Annotated in this window: 15 protein-coding genes; 11 read left to right on the forward strand and 4 right to left on the reverse strand. The window is 69.1% G+C overall.

Translation table 11 applies throughout. The features are described 5' to 3' along the window. Positions 1-66: 66 nt before the first annotated feature. A complete protein-coding gene (locus ACFPZ3_RS13510; RefSeq protein ID WP_379514395.1) occupies positions 67-636 on the forward strand; it encodes a CGNR zinc finger domain-containing protein in 570 nt (189 codons plus the stop codon). A gap of 110 nt (positions 637-746) precedes the next feature. On the opposite strand, the gene ACFPZ3_RS13515 is transcribed toward ACFPZ3_RS13510, so the two are convergent. Next, positions 747-2195 (reverse strand): alpha/beta hydrolase, encoded by a 1449-nt coding sequence (locus tag ACFPZ3_RS13515; RefSeq protein ID WP_379514396.1) that lies wholly within the window; start codon positions 2193-2195, stop codon positions 747-749. 93 nt (positions 2196-2288) lie between these two features. Next, positions 2289-2501: a DUF2530 domain-containing protein gene (locus ACFPZ3_RS13520; protein WP_379514397.1), complete on the reverse strand. Its 213-nt coding sequence runs from the start codon at positions 2499-2501 to the stop codon at positions 2289-2291. A gap of 82 nt (positions 2502-2583) precedes the next feature. Here ACFPZ3_RS13520 and ACFPZ3_RS13525 point away from each other — a divergent pair, with 82 nt between their 5' ends. The 4 genes from ACFPZ3_RS13525 (at position 2584) to thpR (ending at position 6537) form a co-directional block, all read left to right on the forward strand. Next, positions 2584-4023, forward strand: coding sequence for an NCS2 family permease (locus tag ACFPZ3_RS13525; protein ID WP_379514398.1), 1440 nt, complete (start codon positions 2584-2586; stop codon positions 4021-4023). 120 nt (positions 4024-4143) lie between these two features. Then, entirely contained in the window at positions 4144-4596 is a 453-nt protein-coding gene (locus ACFPZ3_RS13530) for a MarR family winged helix-turn-helix transcriptional regulator (protein ID WP_379514399.1), read from the forward strand. A gap of 23 nt (positions 4597-4619) precedes the next feature. Further along, entirely contained in the window at positions 4620-5864 is a 1245-nt protein-coding gene (locus tag ACFPZ3_RS13535) for an MFS transporter (RefSeq protein WP_379514400.1), read from the forward strand. 115 nt (positions 5865-5979) lie between these two features. Further along, positions 5980-6537 carry an RNA 2',3'-cyclic phosphodiesterase gene (gene thpR / locus ACFPZ3_RS13540; RefSeq protein WP_379514401.1) on the forward strand — a complete coding sequence of 186 codons (558 nt, stop codon included), beginning with the start codon at positions 5980-5982 and terminating at the stop codon, positions 6535-6537. Positions 6538-6730: 193 nt separating this feature from the next. Here thpR and ACFPZ3_RS13545 read toward each other — a convergent pair whose 3' ends face one another. Continuing rightward, the gene (locus ACFPZ3_RS13545; protein WP_379514402.1) at positions 6731-7699 is read right to left on the reverse strand and encodes an aldo/keto reductase; all 969 of its coding nucleotides are present in this window, start codon (positions 7697-7699) and stop codon (positions 6731-6733) included. 97 nt (positions 7700-7796) lie between these two features. On the opposite strand from ACFPZ3_RS13545, the gene ACFPZ3_RS13550 reads away from it, so the two are divergent. Together ACFPZ3_RS13550 and ACFPZ3_RS13555 are read left to right on the forward strand one after the other, a co-directional pair. Then, positions 7797-9179 (forward strand): MATE family efflux transporter, encoded by a 1383-nt coding sequence (locus tag ACFPZ3_RS13550; RefSeq protein WP_379514403.1) that lies wholly within the window; start codon positions 7797-7799, stop codon positions 9177-9179. A gap of 156 nt (positions 9180-9335) precedes the next feature. Continuing rightward, the gene (locus ACFPZ3_RS13555) at positions 9336-10355 is read left to right on the forward strand and encodes a hypothetical protein (RefSeq protein WP_379514404.1); all 1020 of its coding nucleotides are present in this window, start codon (positions 9336-9338) and stop codon (positions 10353-10355) included. 54 nt (positions 10356-10409) lie between these two features. Here the strand turns inward: ACFPZ3_RS13555 and ACFPZ3_RS13560 are convergent, their stop codons facing one another. Then, positions 10410-10781, reverse strand: coding sequence for a hypothetical protein (locus ACFPZ3_RS13560; protein WP_379514405.1), 372 nt, complete (start codon positions 10779-10781; stop codon positions 10410-10412). 73 nt (positions 10782-10854) lie between these two features. On the opposite strand from ACFPZ3_RS13560, the gene lhgO reads away from it, so the two are divergent. The 4 genes from lhgO (at position 10855) to ACFPZ3_RS13580 (ending at position 14886) form a co-directional block, all read left to right on the forward strand. Continuing rightward, positions 10855-12042 carry an L-2-hydroxyglutarate oxidase gene (gene lhgO / locus ACFPZ3_RS13565; protein ID WP_379514595.1) on the forward strand — a complete coding sequence of 396 codons (1188 nt, stop codon included), beginning with the start codon at positions 10855-10857 and terminating at the stop codon, positions 12040-12042. 17 nt (positions 12043-12059) lie between these two features. Continuing rightward, positions 12060-12752, forward strand: coding sequence for a response regulator transcription factor (locus tag ACFPZ3_RS13570; RefSeq protein WP_379514406.1), 693 nt, complete (start codon positions 12060-12062; stop codon positions 12750-12752). Beyond that, the gene (locus tag ACFPZ3_RS13575; RefSeq protein ID WP_379514407.1) at positions 12752-14164 is read left to right on the forward strand and encodes a sensor histidine kinase; all 1413 of its coding nucleotides are present in this window, start codon (positions 12752-12754) and stop codon (positions 14162-14164) included. Before ACFPZ3_RS13570 ends, ACFPZ3_RS13575 begins: the two co-directional genes overlap by 1 nt. A gap of 65 nt (positions 14165-14229) precedes the next feature. After that, positions 14230-14886 carry a response regulator transcription factor gene (locus ACFPZ3_RS13580; protein ID WP_379514596.1) on the forward strand — a complete coding sequence of 219 codons (657 nt, stop codon included), beginning with the start codon at positions 14230-14232 and terminating at the stop codon, positions 14884-14886. Positions 14887-14923: the final 37 nt, after the last annotated feature.

Consider the following 14923-nt stretch of genomic DNA (forward strand, 5'->3'; position numbering starts at 1 on the left):
TGACTATCGAAACTGGTAACGTCGGTCACGTAGGACCGTAAGACGCTAGGGGTGACTAGTCAAGTGATGTTCGATAGTCACGTGGCGATCCTGCTCGACACCGCGGCAGCGCTCGTGAACGTCCTGACCGACGGCGACGACGGCGGCAAGCCGTACGTGGCGCCGAAGGGTGAGGCGCTGCCGTCCGCGATCGCCGGCGTGCTGCCAGGTGGTGTGACGGTCTCGATGGAAGAGGCCCTGTACCTGGCCGCGACCGCGCTGAAGGTCCGGCGCGTCTTCGAGGCGATGGAGGCTCATCGGGACGACGAGGCGGCCGCCGTCGTCAACGCGCTCGTCATCAGCACGGGTGCTCGCCCGCAGCTCAACCGCGCCCCCGGCGAGCCCTGGCAGGTCCACTTCCACGGTGCCGACGACACCCTCGCCGTCGGGTGGAGCGCCGGCTTCGCCTCCGGGCTGACGCTGGCGATCGGCAGCGACCTCGGAGGGCGGCTCGGCATCTGCCAGGCCAGGCAGTGCGACCGCGTGTACGTGGACGCCTCCCGCAACGCGGCCCGCCAGTTCTGCTCCCGTACCTGCCAGAGCCGTACGAAGGCGGCGGCCTTCCGCGCTCGCTCGGCCGCGCGCCGCCAGGACTGAGCCCGGACGCTCATGCGGTGAGCGGTGTGACCGGCGTCGGTTCTTTCCGGCTCGGCCGCGACCGCAGCAGGCTGGGGAGGCGCCCCCGTTGGGCCTCCCGGGGTGGATGGTCAGGCGGCGCAGGTGGTGCCCTTGGCCGGGAGCTTGCCGTCCAGGACGTACGCCTCCACCGTCCGCATGACGCAGGCGTTGCCGGTCAGATAGGCGCCATGGCCCTCGCCCTCATAGGTGACCAGGACGCCCGTCTTGAGCTGGTCCGTGAGCTTGGTGGCCCACTCGTACGGCGTGGCCGGGTCGCCCTTGCCGCCGACGACCACGATGGGGCCCGAGCCGGTGGCGTCGACGCGCTTGGCGGTGTCGTCCCCGGGCACCGGCCAGTGCGCGCACACCCCGGTGGACTGGTCGCTCGACAGGATCGGGAAGATCTTCCGTACCCGCTCGTTGATCTTGGCGCTTTCCGCGGCGGTCGGGCGTTCGGCGTTGTCCATGCAGTTGATCGCCATCAGGCTGGTCATCATCGTCGTGTACGTCCCGTCCGCCCGGCGCCCGGTGTAGGAGTCGGCCAGGGCGAGCAGCACGGTGGCGTTGCCCTTGCGCGCGGCGGCGACCGCCTGCTCCAGCATCGGCCAGGTCTGCTTGGCGTACAGGGGAGTGATGATGGCGAGCTGGCCCAGGCCGTACGTGAGCTCGCGGTCACCCACCTTGATCGGCTTGGTCTTGAGGCTCTCCATCAGGTCATCGACCGTGCGCTCGACGGCGGCCGGGTCGGCGCCCAGCTCGCAGCTCTGCGCCACGCAGTCCTTGGCGAACGCCTGGAAGGCGTGCTCGAAGCCCGTCGCCTGGGTGACCGCCCGTTCCCCGAGCGTCGCCGTCGGGTCGAGGGCGCCGTCCAGGACGAAGCGGCCGACGTTCTTGGGGAAGTGGGTGGCGTACACGGCGCCGAGGTGGGTGCCATAGGAGAAGCCGAAGTAGTTGAGCTGCTTGTCGCCGAGGGCGGTCCTGAGCAGGTCGAGGTCCTTGGCGGCGTTGAGGGTGCCGACGTACGGGAGGATCTTGCCGGAGTCCCGCTCGCAGGCGGCGGAGACCTCCTTGGCCAGCTTGTCCTGGTCGGTGTCCGTGCCGGCGGCGAGGAACCTGCCGAGTCCGTCGCCGCAGGTGACGCCGGAGCTGCGGTCGACGCCGCGCGGGTCGAAGCTGACCAGGTCGTAGCGGCTGCCCAGTTTGGTGAACGCGGCGGCGGCCTGGGCCAGGGTGTCCACGCCCGACGCTCCGGGCCCGCCGAAGTTGAAGACGAGCGAGCCGAGGCGATCACCGGTGGCCTTGACGCGGATGAGCGCGAGGTCGATCTTCTCCCCGCCAGGCTTGGCGTGGTCGAGGGGCACCTGGATCTTGCCGCATTCGACGCCGGGGCCGGGGGTGATCGGCTTGGCGTCAGGGCCGAGCAGGTCGGTGCACTTGCTCCAGGCCACCGTCCCATCGGTGGCCGGCGCCGCCTCCGGGGTGCCGCAGGCGGTGAGGACCATCGCTCCCAGAAGGAGCAGCACAATGGGCTTCTTCATGCCGACAAGCATGACGTTGCGGGCATTAGCCGAGGTAGTGGGCGAAAACACCACTTCCGGATGACTTCGGCGAAGGGTAGAAGATGACGAATGTCAACTCCTGCCGGGCCTCCGTACGAACCACATGCCGAAGAAGCCGAAGCCGATCCCGGTCACGCAGGTCCAGATCAACCACGTGTTCTCGGGGGCGGGCCGGAAGATCAGCAGGACGACCAGCGCGACGGCCCACAGAGCCGTGCCGGCGCCCACGGCGGCGGTGTCGTTGGTCTTGATGGGCTCCGGGTCAGGATGCCACTGCTTGTCCACGTATCCAGCCTAGCTTCCAATCGGGTCTCGATCTCATCACTGGCTCTTTTCGCAGTTCACCACGACTGTCACTGTTCGCGTCGTGAGCGACACACGTAACGCAATAGATCGTTTCTTCGCAATCTCCGCACGAGGCTCAACGGTCTCCCGTGAGGTACGGGGAGGCTTGGCCACCTTCTTCACCATGGCCTACATCGTTGTGCTGAACCCCATCATCATCGCCAACGGCAAGGACGTGACCGGACAGGTCATCGGCGACGGCACCACGCCCAACGTGGCGCTCGTGGCCGCCGGCACGGCCTTCGTCGCGGGTGTGCTGACCATCCTCATGGGGGTGGTCGGCAGGGTGCCCTTCGCGATGGCGGCCGGGCTGGGCCTGAACGCCTTCGTCACCTTCAACATCGCCACTGTGATGACCTGGGAGGAGGCCATGGGCCTGGTCTTCCTCGAAGGTGTCATCATCGCCGTCCTGGTGCTGACCGGGCTCAGAACGGCGGTCTTCCGCGCCATCCCGGCCCAGCTCAAGACCGCCATCAGCGTGGGGATCGGGCTGTTCATCGCGCTGATCGGGTTCGTGGACGCCGGGTTCGTGCGCAAGGCGGTGGGCACGCCGCTGGAGCTGGGCATCGGGGGCAGCCTCACCTCGTGGCCGGTCTTCGTGTTCATCATCGGGCTCCTCGCCACCGCCGCGATGGTGGCGAAGAAGGTCAAGGGGGCCATCCTCATCGGGATCGTCGGGACCACGATCCTGGCGATCATCGTGGAGTTGTTCGCCAAGGCGGGCGTCTTCTCGGCCGACAACCCGGGTGGCTGGCAGCTCAACCAGCCCGCTGTGCCCGACCAGATCTTCGGCTTCCACAACCCGCTCAGGCTCTTCACCGAGTTCGACCCGTTCGGTGGGTTCATCCGCATCGATGTGCTGCTGGCTGGGTTGTTCGTGTTCACCCTGCTCATCACGGACTTCTTCGACACCATGGGCACGATCGTGGGCGTCGGACGCCAGGCAGACCTCGTCCAGGAGGATGGGACGCTGCCGCGTACCAAGGAGATCCTGCTCGTCGACTCGATCGGCGCGGCGGTCGGCGGCGCGGGGTCGGTCTCCTCGAACACCACCTACATCGAATCGGCGGCAGGCGTCGGCGAGGGCGCCCGCACGGGCCTGGCCAGCGTGGTCACCGGGCTGTTGTTCCTGGTGGCGATGTTCTTCGCGCCGCTGGTCAAGATCGTCCCGTACGAGGCTGCCGCGCCCGCGCTGGTCCTGGTGGGCTTCATGATGATGACCGCCATCCGCGACATCGAGTGGAACGACTTCGAGATCGCGATCCCGGCGTTCCTCACCGTCGTGATCATGCCGTTCACGTACTCGATCTCGAACGGCATCGGCGCCGGCTTCATCACCTATGTGCTGATCAAGGTGGTGCGCGGCAAGAGCCGGGAGGTGCACCCGTTGTTGTGGGGGGTGGCCGTCCTGTTCGCGCTCTACTTCGCGATCGGGCCGATCAGAGCGTTGCTGGGACTCTGAGTACTGTTCGTACGAAGCCGCTCCGCACAACCGGGGCGGCTTCGGGGTATCAAGGGAACAGATGAACCTTCTGTCTGGAAATATCGTGACATGCCGTATAGTTAGCAAAGGTAATGACTCATGCTAACCAACACCCAGCCCAAGATGGACCTGCGCAGCGGCGCGGGTCTCGCTTCAGCCCTGCGCGTTTCACTCGCAAGGCTGAACCGACGCCTACGACGACAGGCGGCAGCCCACTCGCTGACTCCCACCCAGTTCGCGACGCTCGCCGCAGTGGATCGGCATTCCGGGATAACCCCCGGCGAATTGGCCGAGCTAGAGAAGGTACAGCCGCCCTCGATGACGCGCGTGATCGCCGCTCTCGAGGAACGCGGTCTGGTCGCCCGTACCCCGCATCCGACCGATCGGCGCCAGGTGACCGTCTCGGTGACCGAGGCCGCAGAGAAGTTGCTGAAGGAGGAGCGACGCCGCAAGGAGGCGTGGCTGACACAGCGACTGAAGGAGCTGTCTCCGGAGGAGAGGTCGATCCTCAGGCAGGCGGCGCCGATCCTGGAGAAGCTCAGCAAGATATAGAGCCTGAGGAACCCAAGACCGGGATGTTCCGGTCACTCAGGGTTCCCAATTACCGCATGTTCGCAGCCGGTGGTGCCGTTTCCAACGTGGGCACCTGGCTGCAGCGCACCGCTCAGGACTGGCTGGTGCTCGACCTGACCCAGGGTACGGGCGCCCACGCGGGCGGCAGCGCGGCGGCGCTCGGTACGGCGACCGCGCTGCAGTTCCTGCCGATGTTGTTGTTCGGGATGTTCGGCGGCGTCCTCGCCGACCGCTACCCCAAGCGCCCCATCCTGATCACCGCCCAGACGCTCATGGCCGCTCTCGCGCTCACCATAGGCGTGCTCACGATGACGGGCTCAGCCCAGGTCTGGCACGTGTACGTGATGGCGTTCACCCTCGGCATGATCTCCTGCGTGGAGGTGCCGACGCGGCAGGCGTTCGTGGTCGAGATGGTCGGACGCAACGACCTGACCAACGCGATCGCGCTCAACAGCTCCATCTTCAACCTGGCCCGCGTGGTCGGCCCCGCGCTCGCCGGCGTGCTGATCTACGTCCTGGGCGGCACCGGACCGATCTTCCTGATCAACGCGCTGACCTTCGGCGGTGTGATCTCCAGCCTGGTCTTCATGCGCAAGGCCGAGCTGAACCCCACCGTGCCCCTGCCCAGGGCCAAGGGACAGCTCCGCGAAGGGCTCCGGTACGTGCTCGAGCGCGAGGAGCTGCTCATGCCCGTGCTGCTGATCGCGTTCGTGTCGATGTTCTCGCAGTCGTTCTCGATGTCGATCGCGCTCATGGCCCGCGAGGTGTTCGGGGCAGGGGCGTCGTCGTTCGGGCTGGCCAGCAGCATGTTCGCGGTCGGCGCGCTCGGTGGGGCGCTGCTCGCGGCGCGCCGGGTGCGGTTGTCGCGGAAGGTGTTGTTCGCGGGGGCGATCGGGTTCGGGGTGTTCCAGATCGCCACCGGGGTGGCGCCGGTCTATCCCGTTTACCTGCTGATGCTGATCCCGACCGGGATCGCGCTGATCACCATCAACACGGCCGCCAACGCCAGCGTCCAGATCGCCACCTCGCCCGAGATGCGGGGACGGGTCATGGGCATCTACATGCTGGTCTTCACCGGCGGGGCGCCGCTCGGGGCGCCGATGGTCGGGTGGCTGTCCGAGCTGGGCGGGCCCCGGACGGGGGTGGTCCTGTCCGGCGTGCTGGTGCTGTTCGGTACGGGGATGGCCGTGCTCGTGACGCGGCTGATCAGCTCCCGGGTGGGTAAGGCGGCGCTGGCGGTCGCATGAGTCATAAACCGCCGTCGTCGATGTGATGGGCGGGCGTTCGCACCCTGGGTGCGGGCGCCCGTTCTGCGTGTGGCGGTGTGAGGGGCGGGGGTGGGTTGGGGGAGAATCGGGTGGCATGAGGCTGTTCGCGGCTGTGGTGCCGCCCGAGGAGGTGCTGGACGAGGTCTCGGGAGCGATCGCCCCGTACGTCGGGCAGGTGCCGGGGCTGCGCTGGCCCGACCGGATCACCTGGCACATCACGCTGGGCTTCTTCGGTGAGGTGCCCGAGCGGGTGCTGCCAGAGCTGGAGGTGCGCCTGGCCCGTGCCGTGCGCCGCCACTCCGCCCTCGACCTGGCCTTCGACGGCTTCGGGGCCTTCTCTTCCGTACGCCGGGCGCGCGTCTTCTGGGCGGGCGTCACCGGTGACTCCATGATCAGGCTGGCCGACTCCGTCAAAGCCGGCGCTCGCCGGGCCGGTGCGGCGGAGACGGACGAGAAACGGTTCCACCCGCACCTCACCCTGGCCAGGGCCAAGACGGAGACGGACCTCCGCCCGCTGGTCGAGTCGCTGTCCGGGTTCAGCGGCTCGCCGTGGCGGGCGGAGCATGTCCGGCTCGTCCGGAGTTACACCGGGGCCCAGGTGAGGTACGAGTCACTCGCCGAATGGGCGCTGGCACCCGCCGGGCAGGGCTAGGCTCCAGGTCGTGGATCGTCCTCGCCCCTGGCTGCTGCCCATCGTGCTCGGCCTGCTCCTGCTGATCGTGATCGTCGGCGCCCTGCTCGCCTGACGCGCCCAAGCCTCCCGCCGCCCGGGCAGGGCGCTCAGAGGCGTCCGAGCCTCCCGCCTCCCGGACAGTACGCCCTGACGCGTGCGGGGCGTGCGGTTGTTACCAGGCGTAGTCCTCCGGGGCGGTGCGGTGGCCGGGGAAGATCTCGTCGAGGCGGGCCAGGGCGGCCTCGTCCAGGTTGATCTCCAGGGCGCGGAGGCTGCCCTCCAGCTGCTCCAGCGTGCGCGGGCCGATGATCGGGGCGACGACCGCGCGCTGCTTGAGCAGCCAGGCCAGGGCCACGTTCGCCGGGTCCTCGCCGAGCTCGTCGGAGAACTTCTCGTACTGCTCGATCTTGTCGCGGTGCCTTTCGAGCTGCTTGACCACGTGCTCGGCGGCCGAGCGGCCCTTGTCGATCTTGCGCAGCACACCGCCGAGCAGGCCGCCGGCCAGCGGGCTCCACGGGATCACGCCGAGGCCGTAGTCCTCGGCCGCGGGCAGCACTTCGAGCTCCGGCGCGCGCGTGAGCAGGTTGTAGTGGGTCTGCTCGCTGATCAGGCCCATGAAGTTGCGCCTGGCGGCCGTCTCCTGGGCCTTGGCGAGGTGCCAGCCCGCGAAGTTGGAGGAACCCACGTAGATGATCTTGCCCTGCTGTCGCAGGATCTCCATGGCCTCCCAGAACTCGTCGAACGGGGTGTCCCTGTCGACGTGGTGAGCCTGGTAGATGTCGATGTAGTCGGTCTGCATCCGCTTCAGTGAGGCGTCGCAGGCCCTGCGGATGTTGAGAGCGGACAACCGCCGCTCGTTGGGCCAGTCGCCCATGTCGCCGTAGACCTTGGTCGCGATGACCGTCTTCTCCCGGCGCCCGCCTCCCTGGGCGAACCACCGGCCGACGATCTGCTCCGTGATGCCTTCGCCTTTTACGCCGCCATAGACGTTCGCCGAGTCGAAGAAGTTCAGCCCCAGTTCGTGGGCCCTGTCCATGATCGCGAAGGAGTCTTCCTCCGAGGTGCGCGGGCCGAAGTTCATGGTGCCGAGGCTGAGCGGGCTCACCAGGAGACCGCTGCGTCCGAGGTTGACGTAGTCCATGAGTCCAACCCTAAATACCTGGAGTGCACTCCAGGCCATAGACTAGGTCCATGATCTTGGACGAAGTGGATGATTCGTTCTCATATCTCCGCTCGTCGTGATCGCCCTGCTCCGAGCCGCGCTGCCGCTCTTCCTCGCCATGATCGCGGGCATGGTGGGCTCGCTGGTGGTCACCTCGGTGCTCGGTAAGCATGACACGGTCACGCTGGCCGCCTTCGCGGTGGTGACCGCGGTGCTCAACCCCGCCAGCACCGCCGTGCAGGGCGCGTTGCGCGGTCTGGGGCCGTTCGTCGCGCCGTACAGGGAGGACCCGGCGGCGGCGGTGCCCGTCGTGCGGGACGCTCGCTGGCTCAGCCTGGCCACGGGCACGGTGGGCGCCCTCGCCCTGCTCTGCGTGCCGTTGCTGGCGGGGGCCGCCGGGGTGCCGCCCGAGGTGCGGCGCGAGATCGGGGCGTTGCCGTATTTCCTCGCGGTGTATCTCCTTGTCTTCGCCTCCACCGGTGGTGCGAGCACCATCCTGATCGCGCTCGGGCGCAGTCGTAACGTGCTCTGGCCGACCCTGGCGTTCGGGGTGCTGCTGGGCGGGCTCACCGCCGTGCTGGTGCCGCCGCTGGGGCTGATGGGGGTGGGCATCGCCTGGGTGGTGGCGGGTGTGGTGGCGGCGCTCGTGGCGGCGCTGAACCTGCGCAGGGCGCTCGGGCGGCCGATCGGGCAGGGCCGGCCGAGGACGCGCGAGATCATCCAGCTCGCGAAGGTCAGCATTCCGCTGGCGGGGACCGTGCTGATCAAGTTTGGCGTGCTGGGGGTCGTGACCCTCGCCGCGAGCACCACCAGCACGCGCGACACCGCCGCCCACGCGGTGCTGACCACGCTCACCGGCTTTCTCATGCTGGCCTCCCTCTCCGTCGCGCAGGCCGCGGTGCCGGAGGTGGCCCGGGCCCCCGATGCGGCGGGGGCGCGGCGGGCTCACCGGACGGCGGCTTTGCTTGCCATAACAGGGACGCTTGTGGCGGCCGGATTGCTGCTCGGGTTCGGGGAGAAGTTGCTGGTGTTGTTCAGCGACGACGGCGCGGTGCGGGAGCGCGTGTTCGGGTTGCTGCCGTTGATGTTGCTGGCGTCGACGCTCGACGCGGCTCAGGCGGTGCAGGGCACCGGCCTCACCGCGCTCAAGCGCTCGGCGTCCAGCCTGATGTACTTCTCCATCGCGTACGGCCTGCTGGTCGTGGCCGCCGTCCCCGTGGCCAGGACGTGGGGGATCACCGGGCTGTGGACCGCCATGGCGGTGGCCAACGGGCTGCTGGTGGTGCTCCAGGGCACCGGCTTCCAGCGCCACAGCGCCAAGGTCGGCATCGTCCCAGGTCCGAGCCCAGGCGCGGCCCCCGGCACGGGTCCAGCCCCAGCCCCAGACGCCGCCCCAGACGCGGGCGCCGCCCCAGACGCGGGCGCTGCTCCGGGCGCGGCGACCGACGCCGGTCGTTGACGACGGTTCGTCCCGTGTGGGGCGGGTTGTTGGTGGCGGTTCGTGCCGTGTGGGGCGGGTTGTTGGTGGCGGCTCGCGCTGTGTGGGGCGGGTCGTTGATGGACGCTCGGCCGTGCGAGGCGGGCCGGCGGGGGTGGGTGGGGCATGATGGCGGACGTGGGGGACTTCGTGACCAGGGGGCTCGCCGTCATGGCGGCCATGTGCTTGCTGCCCGCCGCTCCCGCCTGGGCGGCGGTGGACGACGACGGGACGGAGAAGCTGTTCACCTTCAAGGACGCGCGGATCACGGAGTCGAGCGGGCTGGCCGTGTCGCCAACGCGTCAGGGCGTCTATTACACGCACAACGACAGCGCGGCGGCCCCGACGTTCTACGCCGTGGACGGTGAGGGGCGCACACAGGCCACCTTCCAGGTACGGGGCGCCGAGGCGCGCGACTGGGAGGCCATGGCCGCGACCAAGGACCCGGCGACGGGCCGGGGCGTGCTCTGGTTCGCCGACATCGGCGACAACCTGGACGGCGCGTGGCCGAACATCTCCATCTACAAGGTGATGGAGCCCCAGACGCTCAGGGACGCCACGCTGCCCGCCACGCGTTACCGGTTCCGTTACGCCGACGGCGCCCGCAACGCGGAAGGCGTCATGATCAACCCGAAGACGGGGCGGCTCTACATCGTGTCCAAGGAGTTCGCGGGCTCGGTCTACGCGGCCCCGAAGAAGCTGCGTACGGACAGGACGAACGTCCTGCGCAAGGTCGGCGCCGCGCCCATCATGGCCACGGACGCCGCCTACGCCCCCGACGGCTCGTCGTACGTGATCCGCACCTACTTCTCCGCCACCCTCTATCGGCCCTCGGGCGAGACGATCAGCAGGGTGACGATGCCGGAGTTGAAGCAGGCGGAGTCGATCACGTACACGGCCGACGGGAAGGCGCTGCTCGTGGGCTCGGAAGGGCCGCGGAGCCCGGTCTACCGGGTGCCGCTTCCCCAGGCCGGCGTCCAGTCTTCTCCCACGCCGACCCCCACGTCGAGTCCGGCCAGGGCGCAGGAGGAGGACACGCCTGAGGCGGCGGAACCCGTGGGCGGTGACGGGCTGTCGGCCAGGGACATCCTCATCTGGCTCGCCGCTGCAGCGGGGGCGATCGGGGTGATCACCTTCCTGGCACGCCGTACACGCTGATCGGGCCGTACACGCTGATCGGGCCGCACACGCGGATCGGGCCGTACACGCGGATCAGGGGCGCCGCATGGTGGCGGTGAACAGGTCGCCCCGCAGGGCGCGCTCGACCACCTCGATGGAGCGCGACAGGCGTACCAGTCGCGGCCCCTCCTCGCGGTAGGTGTCGAGGACCGCCTCGATGGCGTGCGGCGGCAGGTGGCCCTTGAGGTCGATCGCCGCCGCCCGGTATCCGGCGCGGGCGGCCTCGATGGCCGACGTGACGTGGTGGCGCGCCATGGCGGCCAGCGCCACGGGGTGTCGCCTGAGCACCTCGTACGCCCGGTAGTCCGGCGGCACCGCGTCGAGCAGCCAGGCCACAGCCGAGGTCTCCCAGTCCGGCACGCTGGGTGGACGGACCTCAGCGGGCCACTCTGGCGGGACGTACATGGGAACATCGTACTCATGTTCGATTCGCCCGGATATGGCGGGGACGGGCGTTAGGCCGGAAAATCAACGTGTGATGGAGAAGATCGGGGTCGTGGGCGCGGGCATCGTCGGGCTGGCGGTGGCACGCGAGCTGGCCACTGTCAGAGGCGCCGAAGTGACCGTGCTGGAGAAGGAGGGGCGCGTCGGCGCCCACCAGACCGGGCACAACAGCGGCGTCGTGCACGCGGGGATCTATTACCCGCCGGGCTCGCTCAAGGCCAGGCTCTGCCGGGAGGGCGTGGCGCTGCTCAAGGAGTATTGCGCCGCGCACGGGCTCGCGTACGACGAGGTCGGCAAGCTGGTCGTGGCCAGTACGCGCGCCGAGCGGGCGGGGCTCGCCGCGCTGGCCGAGCGGGCGCGGGCCAACGGCGTGCCGGGCATCGCGGAGCTGGACGCGCTCGGGTTGCGCGAGATCGAGCCGCACGCGGTCGGCGTCGCCGCCGTCCATTCGCCGTACACCGCGATCTGCGACTTCCCGGCCGTCGCGCGCCGCCTGGCGCAGGACGTGGCGGAGCTGGGCGGGTCGGTACGGCTCGCGCACCCGGTCAGGGCGATCAGGGAGCGGGCCGGGAAGGTGGAGGTGCTGGCCGGGAAGCGGAAGCTGGCCTTCGACCGGCTGGTGGTGTGCGGCGGTCTGGGCACCGACGCGGTGGCCAGGATGGCCGGGGCGCCGGGTGACGTGCGGATCGTGCCGTTCAGGGGTGAGTACTACTCGCTCAGCGGCGCCGCCAGGGATCTGGTCAGGGGGCTGATCTATCCGGTGCCCGACCCGCGCTACCCGTTCCTGGGCGTGCATCTGACGCGGCGGATCGACGGCGGCGTGCTGGTGGGGCCGAACGCGGTGCTCGCGATGGCGTACGAAGGCTACAGATGGCGAAATTTCCGTAATTTCGGGCAAATTATTTCTTGGCCTGGAACGCTGCGGATGGCCAGGACCCACTGGCGTACCGGGATCAAAGAGACCTACGGATCCCTCGTCAAGAACTCCTTCGTCAAGGGCGCCCGCCGCTACGTCCCCGAGCTCACCGCCGCTGACCTGGAACGGGCTCCAGGCGGCGTACGCGCCCAAGCCGTCGCCCGGGACGGACGGCTGGTGGACGACTTCGTGGTGGACATCCACGGCAACGTCGTCCTCGTACGCAACGCGCCTTCCCCCGCCGCCACTTCGAGCCTGGCCATTGCCCGGCATATTGCCGGAATTGTCCCAGCACTCGTCCGATGAGGGCATCCTTGGAGGTGATGGAATCACGCCTGCTGATAGTCGAGGACGACCCGAACATCCTCGAACTCCTCGCCGCGAGCCTGAGGTTCGCGGGTTTCGACGTGACCACGGCCAAGAGCGGCGTGGACGCCGTCTCCGCCGTCCAACGCCACCGCCCTGACCTGGTGGTGCTCGACGTCATGCTGCCTGACCTGGACGGTTTCGAGATCGTCAGGCGGTTGCGCGGCGGCGGGCTGCACACCCCGGTGGTGTTCCTGACCGCCCGTGACGAGACCGAGGACAAGATCCGCGGGCTCACGATCGGCGGCGACGACTACGTGACCAAGCCGTTCAGCCTGGAGGAGGTGGTCGCCAGGATCCACGCCGTGCTGCGCCGTACGAGCGGGGAGGCGCAGGCGGCACCGCCCCGGCTGACGTTCGCCGACATCGAGCTGGACGAGGAGAGCCACGAGGTGTGGCGCGGGGGCAACGCCGTGGCGTTGTCGCCGACCGAGTTCAAGCTGCTGCGGTACTTCATGACGAACGCCGGTCGTGTCCTGTCCAAGCCGCAGATCCTCGACCACGTGTGGGACTACGACTTCCGGGGCGAGGTGGGCATCGTCGAGTCGTACGTGTCCGTGTTGCGCCGGAAGATCGACAACCGGAGCCCGCGGCTCATCCACACTCTGCGGGGCGTCGGATACGTCCTGCGCCTGCCACCGAGTCCCTAGTGAGCGGCCTGCCGCTGAGGATCAAGCTGATCGCGTCGATGCTGGCGTTGCTCGGCCTCGCCATGTTCTTCATCGGCCTGGTGAGCGTCTCGGTGTTGCACGGCTACCTCATCAACCGCGTGGACAGCCAGCTCCACCTGCTGAGCGCGCGCATGGAGAAGAAGGTCAGGAGCGACTGGCGCAACGCCAGGGAGACCGCGGAGCGGCCGATCCTCATCGAGTCCGACGCCATCGCCCTGGTCAAGGAGTCGCGCGGAGACTTCGTACCGATGCTGACCGACCGGGACGTGGACACGAAGCCGAAGCCGGTGGTGTCGCCGTCGCCCGGCAAGGAGCCCTACACCGCGGCCGCCGTCAGCGGCGGCGGCGAGTGGCGGGTGCTGGAGAGCGTGGACAAGTGGCGCACGCTCGTGGTCGCGGTGGACCTGGAGGAGGTGGACGCGATCACCCGCCGGCTGGTGCTCATCGAACTGCTGGGCGGCGGCGGCATCCTGCTCATCCTGGCGGTGGCGGGCGTCACGATCGTCCGGCACAGCATGCGGCCCCTCGGCCAGATCGAGCGTACGGCCGAGGCCATCGCCGCCGGCGAGCTGGGGCGCCGGGTGCCCGACGGCGACCCCCGTACCGAGGTGGGCGGCCTGGCCAGGTCGCTGAACGGGATGCTGGCCCAGATCGAGACCGCGTTCGCCGCCAGGTCGGCCTCCGAGGCGGCGGCCCGCCGCTCCGAGGACCGCATGCGCCAGTTCGTCGGCGACGCCTCGCACGAACTGCGCACCCCGCTGACCTCGATCCGCGGCTTCGCCGAGTACGCCAGGCAGAACCCGCAGGCCGACCCCGCCGAGCTGATGCAGCGCGTGGAGACGGCCGCGGGCCGGATGAGCCTGCTGGTCGACGACCTTCTGCTGCTGGCCAGGGTGGATCAGCAGCGGCCGTTGCGGATGCAGCCGGTGGACATGCTGGCGCTGGCGGCGGACGCCGTACAGGACGCGCGGATCATCGCGCCCGACCGGCTGATCAAGCTGGACGTCGTCGGCGGCGCGGCCCTGATCGTCTCCGGCGACGAGGTACGCCTGCGCCAGGTCATCAGCAACCTCGTCACCAACGCCATCGTGCACACCGAACCCGGCTCCCCGATCATCGTGCGGGCCGGGGCGGGCACCGGCACGTTGTTCATCGAGGTCGTCGACAACGGGCCCGGCCTCACCCCCGAACAGCTCGAGCACGTCTTCGAGCGCTTCTATCGGGCCGACTCCGCCCGCTCGCGCCGCCGCTCGGGCGAGGACCGGGGCAGCGGGCTCGGCCTGGCCATCGTGCAGGCCCTCGTCCACGCCCACAACGGCACCGTCACCGTGGACAGCTCGCCGGAGGGCGGCTCCACCTTCCGGGTCGAACTCCCACTCGCTTTGGAGTGACCCTTCAGCTAACCCTCAGGTCGTTGCGTCACTCTGAGTAGGTGACGAAACCCGAGGCGCTGATCATGGTGGTGGACGACGAACCCAGCATCAGGGATCTCCTCTCCGCCAGCCTGCGCTTCTCCGGGTTCGAGGTGCTGACCGCCGCCGACGGCGAGGAGGCCGTCGAGGTGGCCGTACGCACCTCGCCCGACCTGGTGGTGCTCGACGTGATGCTGCCCGACCTGGACGGGTTCGAGGTGGCCAAGCGGATCAACGCTCCCGTGTTGTTCCTGACCGCCCGCGAGGCCACCGAGGACAAGATCACGGGGCTGCGGGTCGGCGACGACTACGTGACCAAGCCGTTCAGCCTGGAAGAGGTGCAGGCCAGGATCAGGGCGGTGCTGCGGCGCACGCGCGGGGAGGTCGCGCCCGCCAGCAAGCTGAAGGTGGCCGACCTGGAGCTGGACGAGGAGGCGCGTGAGGTGTGGCGCGGCGGGCGGCAGGTACGTCTGTCGCCGACCGAGTTCAAGCTGCTGCACTACTTCATGGTCAACGCCGGGCGGGTGTTGTCGAAGGCGCAGATCCTCGACCATGTGTGGAACTACGACTTCGGCGGGGACGCGGGCGTGGTGGAGTCGTACGTGTCCTACCTCAGGCGCAAGGTGGACGACGTCGAGCCACGACTCATCCACACCCTGCGCAGCGTCGGTTACGTGCTCCGGGAGCCACCCGCCAGTTAGGCGCGGCGCGCCGCTGCCTGCGGTGGACCGCTGAACG

Source organism: Nonomuraea insulae (assembly GCF_042656245.1).

What these genes read in the sequence shown, in the direction of transcription:
- ACFPZ3_RS13510 (WP_379514395.1), top strand. Translation starts at nt 67, where the DNA reads ATGTTCGATAGTCACGTGGCGATCCTGCTCGACACCGCGGCAGCGCTC.
- ACFPZ3_RS13515 (WP_379514396.1), bottom strand. Translation starts at nt 2,195, where the DNA reads ATGAAGAAGCCCATTGTGCTGCTCCTTCTGGGAGCGATGGTCCTCACC.
- ACFPZ3_RS13530 (WP_379514399.1), top strand. Translation starts at nt 4,144, where the DNA reads ATGCTAACCAACACCCAGCCCAAGATGGACCTGCGCAGCGGCGCGGGT.
- ACFPZ3_RS13535 (WP_379514400.1), top strand. Translation starts at nt 4,620, where the DNA reads ATGTTCCGGTCACTCAGGGTTCCCAATTACCGCATGTTCGCAGCCGGT.
- thpR (WP_379514401.1), top strand. Translation starts at nt 5,980, where the DNA reads ATGAGGCTGTTCGCGGCTGTGGTGCCGCCCGAGGAGGTGCTGGACGAG.
- ACFPZ3_RS13545 (WP_379514402.1), bottom strand. Translation starts at nt 7,699, where the DNA reads ATGGACTACGTCAACCTCGGACGCAGCGGTCTCCTGGTGAGCCCGCTC.
- ACFPZ3_RS13560 (WP_379514405.1), bottom strand. Translation starts at nt 10,781, where the DNA reads ATGTACGTCCCGCCAGAGTGGCCCGCTGAGGTCCGTCCACCCAGCGTG.
- lhgO (WP_379514595.1), top strand. Translation starts at nt 10,855, where the DNA reads ATGGAGAAGATCGGGGTCGTGGGCGCGGGCATCGTCGGGCTGGCGGTG.
- ACFPZ3_RS13570 (WP_379514406.1), top strand. Translation starts at nt 12,060, where the DNA reads ATGGAATCACGCCTGCTGATAGTCGAGGACGACCCGAACATCCTCGAA.
- ACFPZ3_RS13580 (WP_379514596.1), top strand. Translation starts at nt 14,230, where the DNA reads ATGGTGGTGGACGACGAACCCAGCATCAGGGATCTCCTCTCCGCCAGC.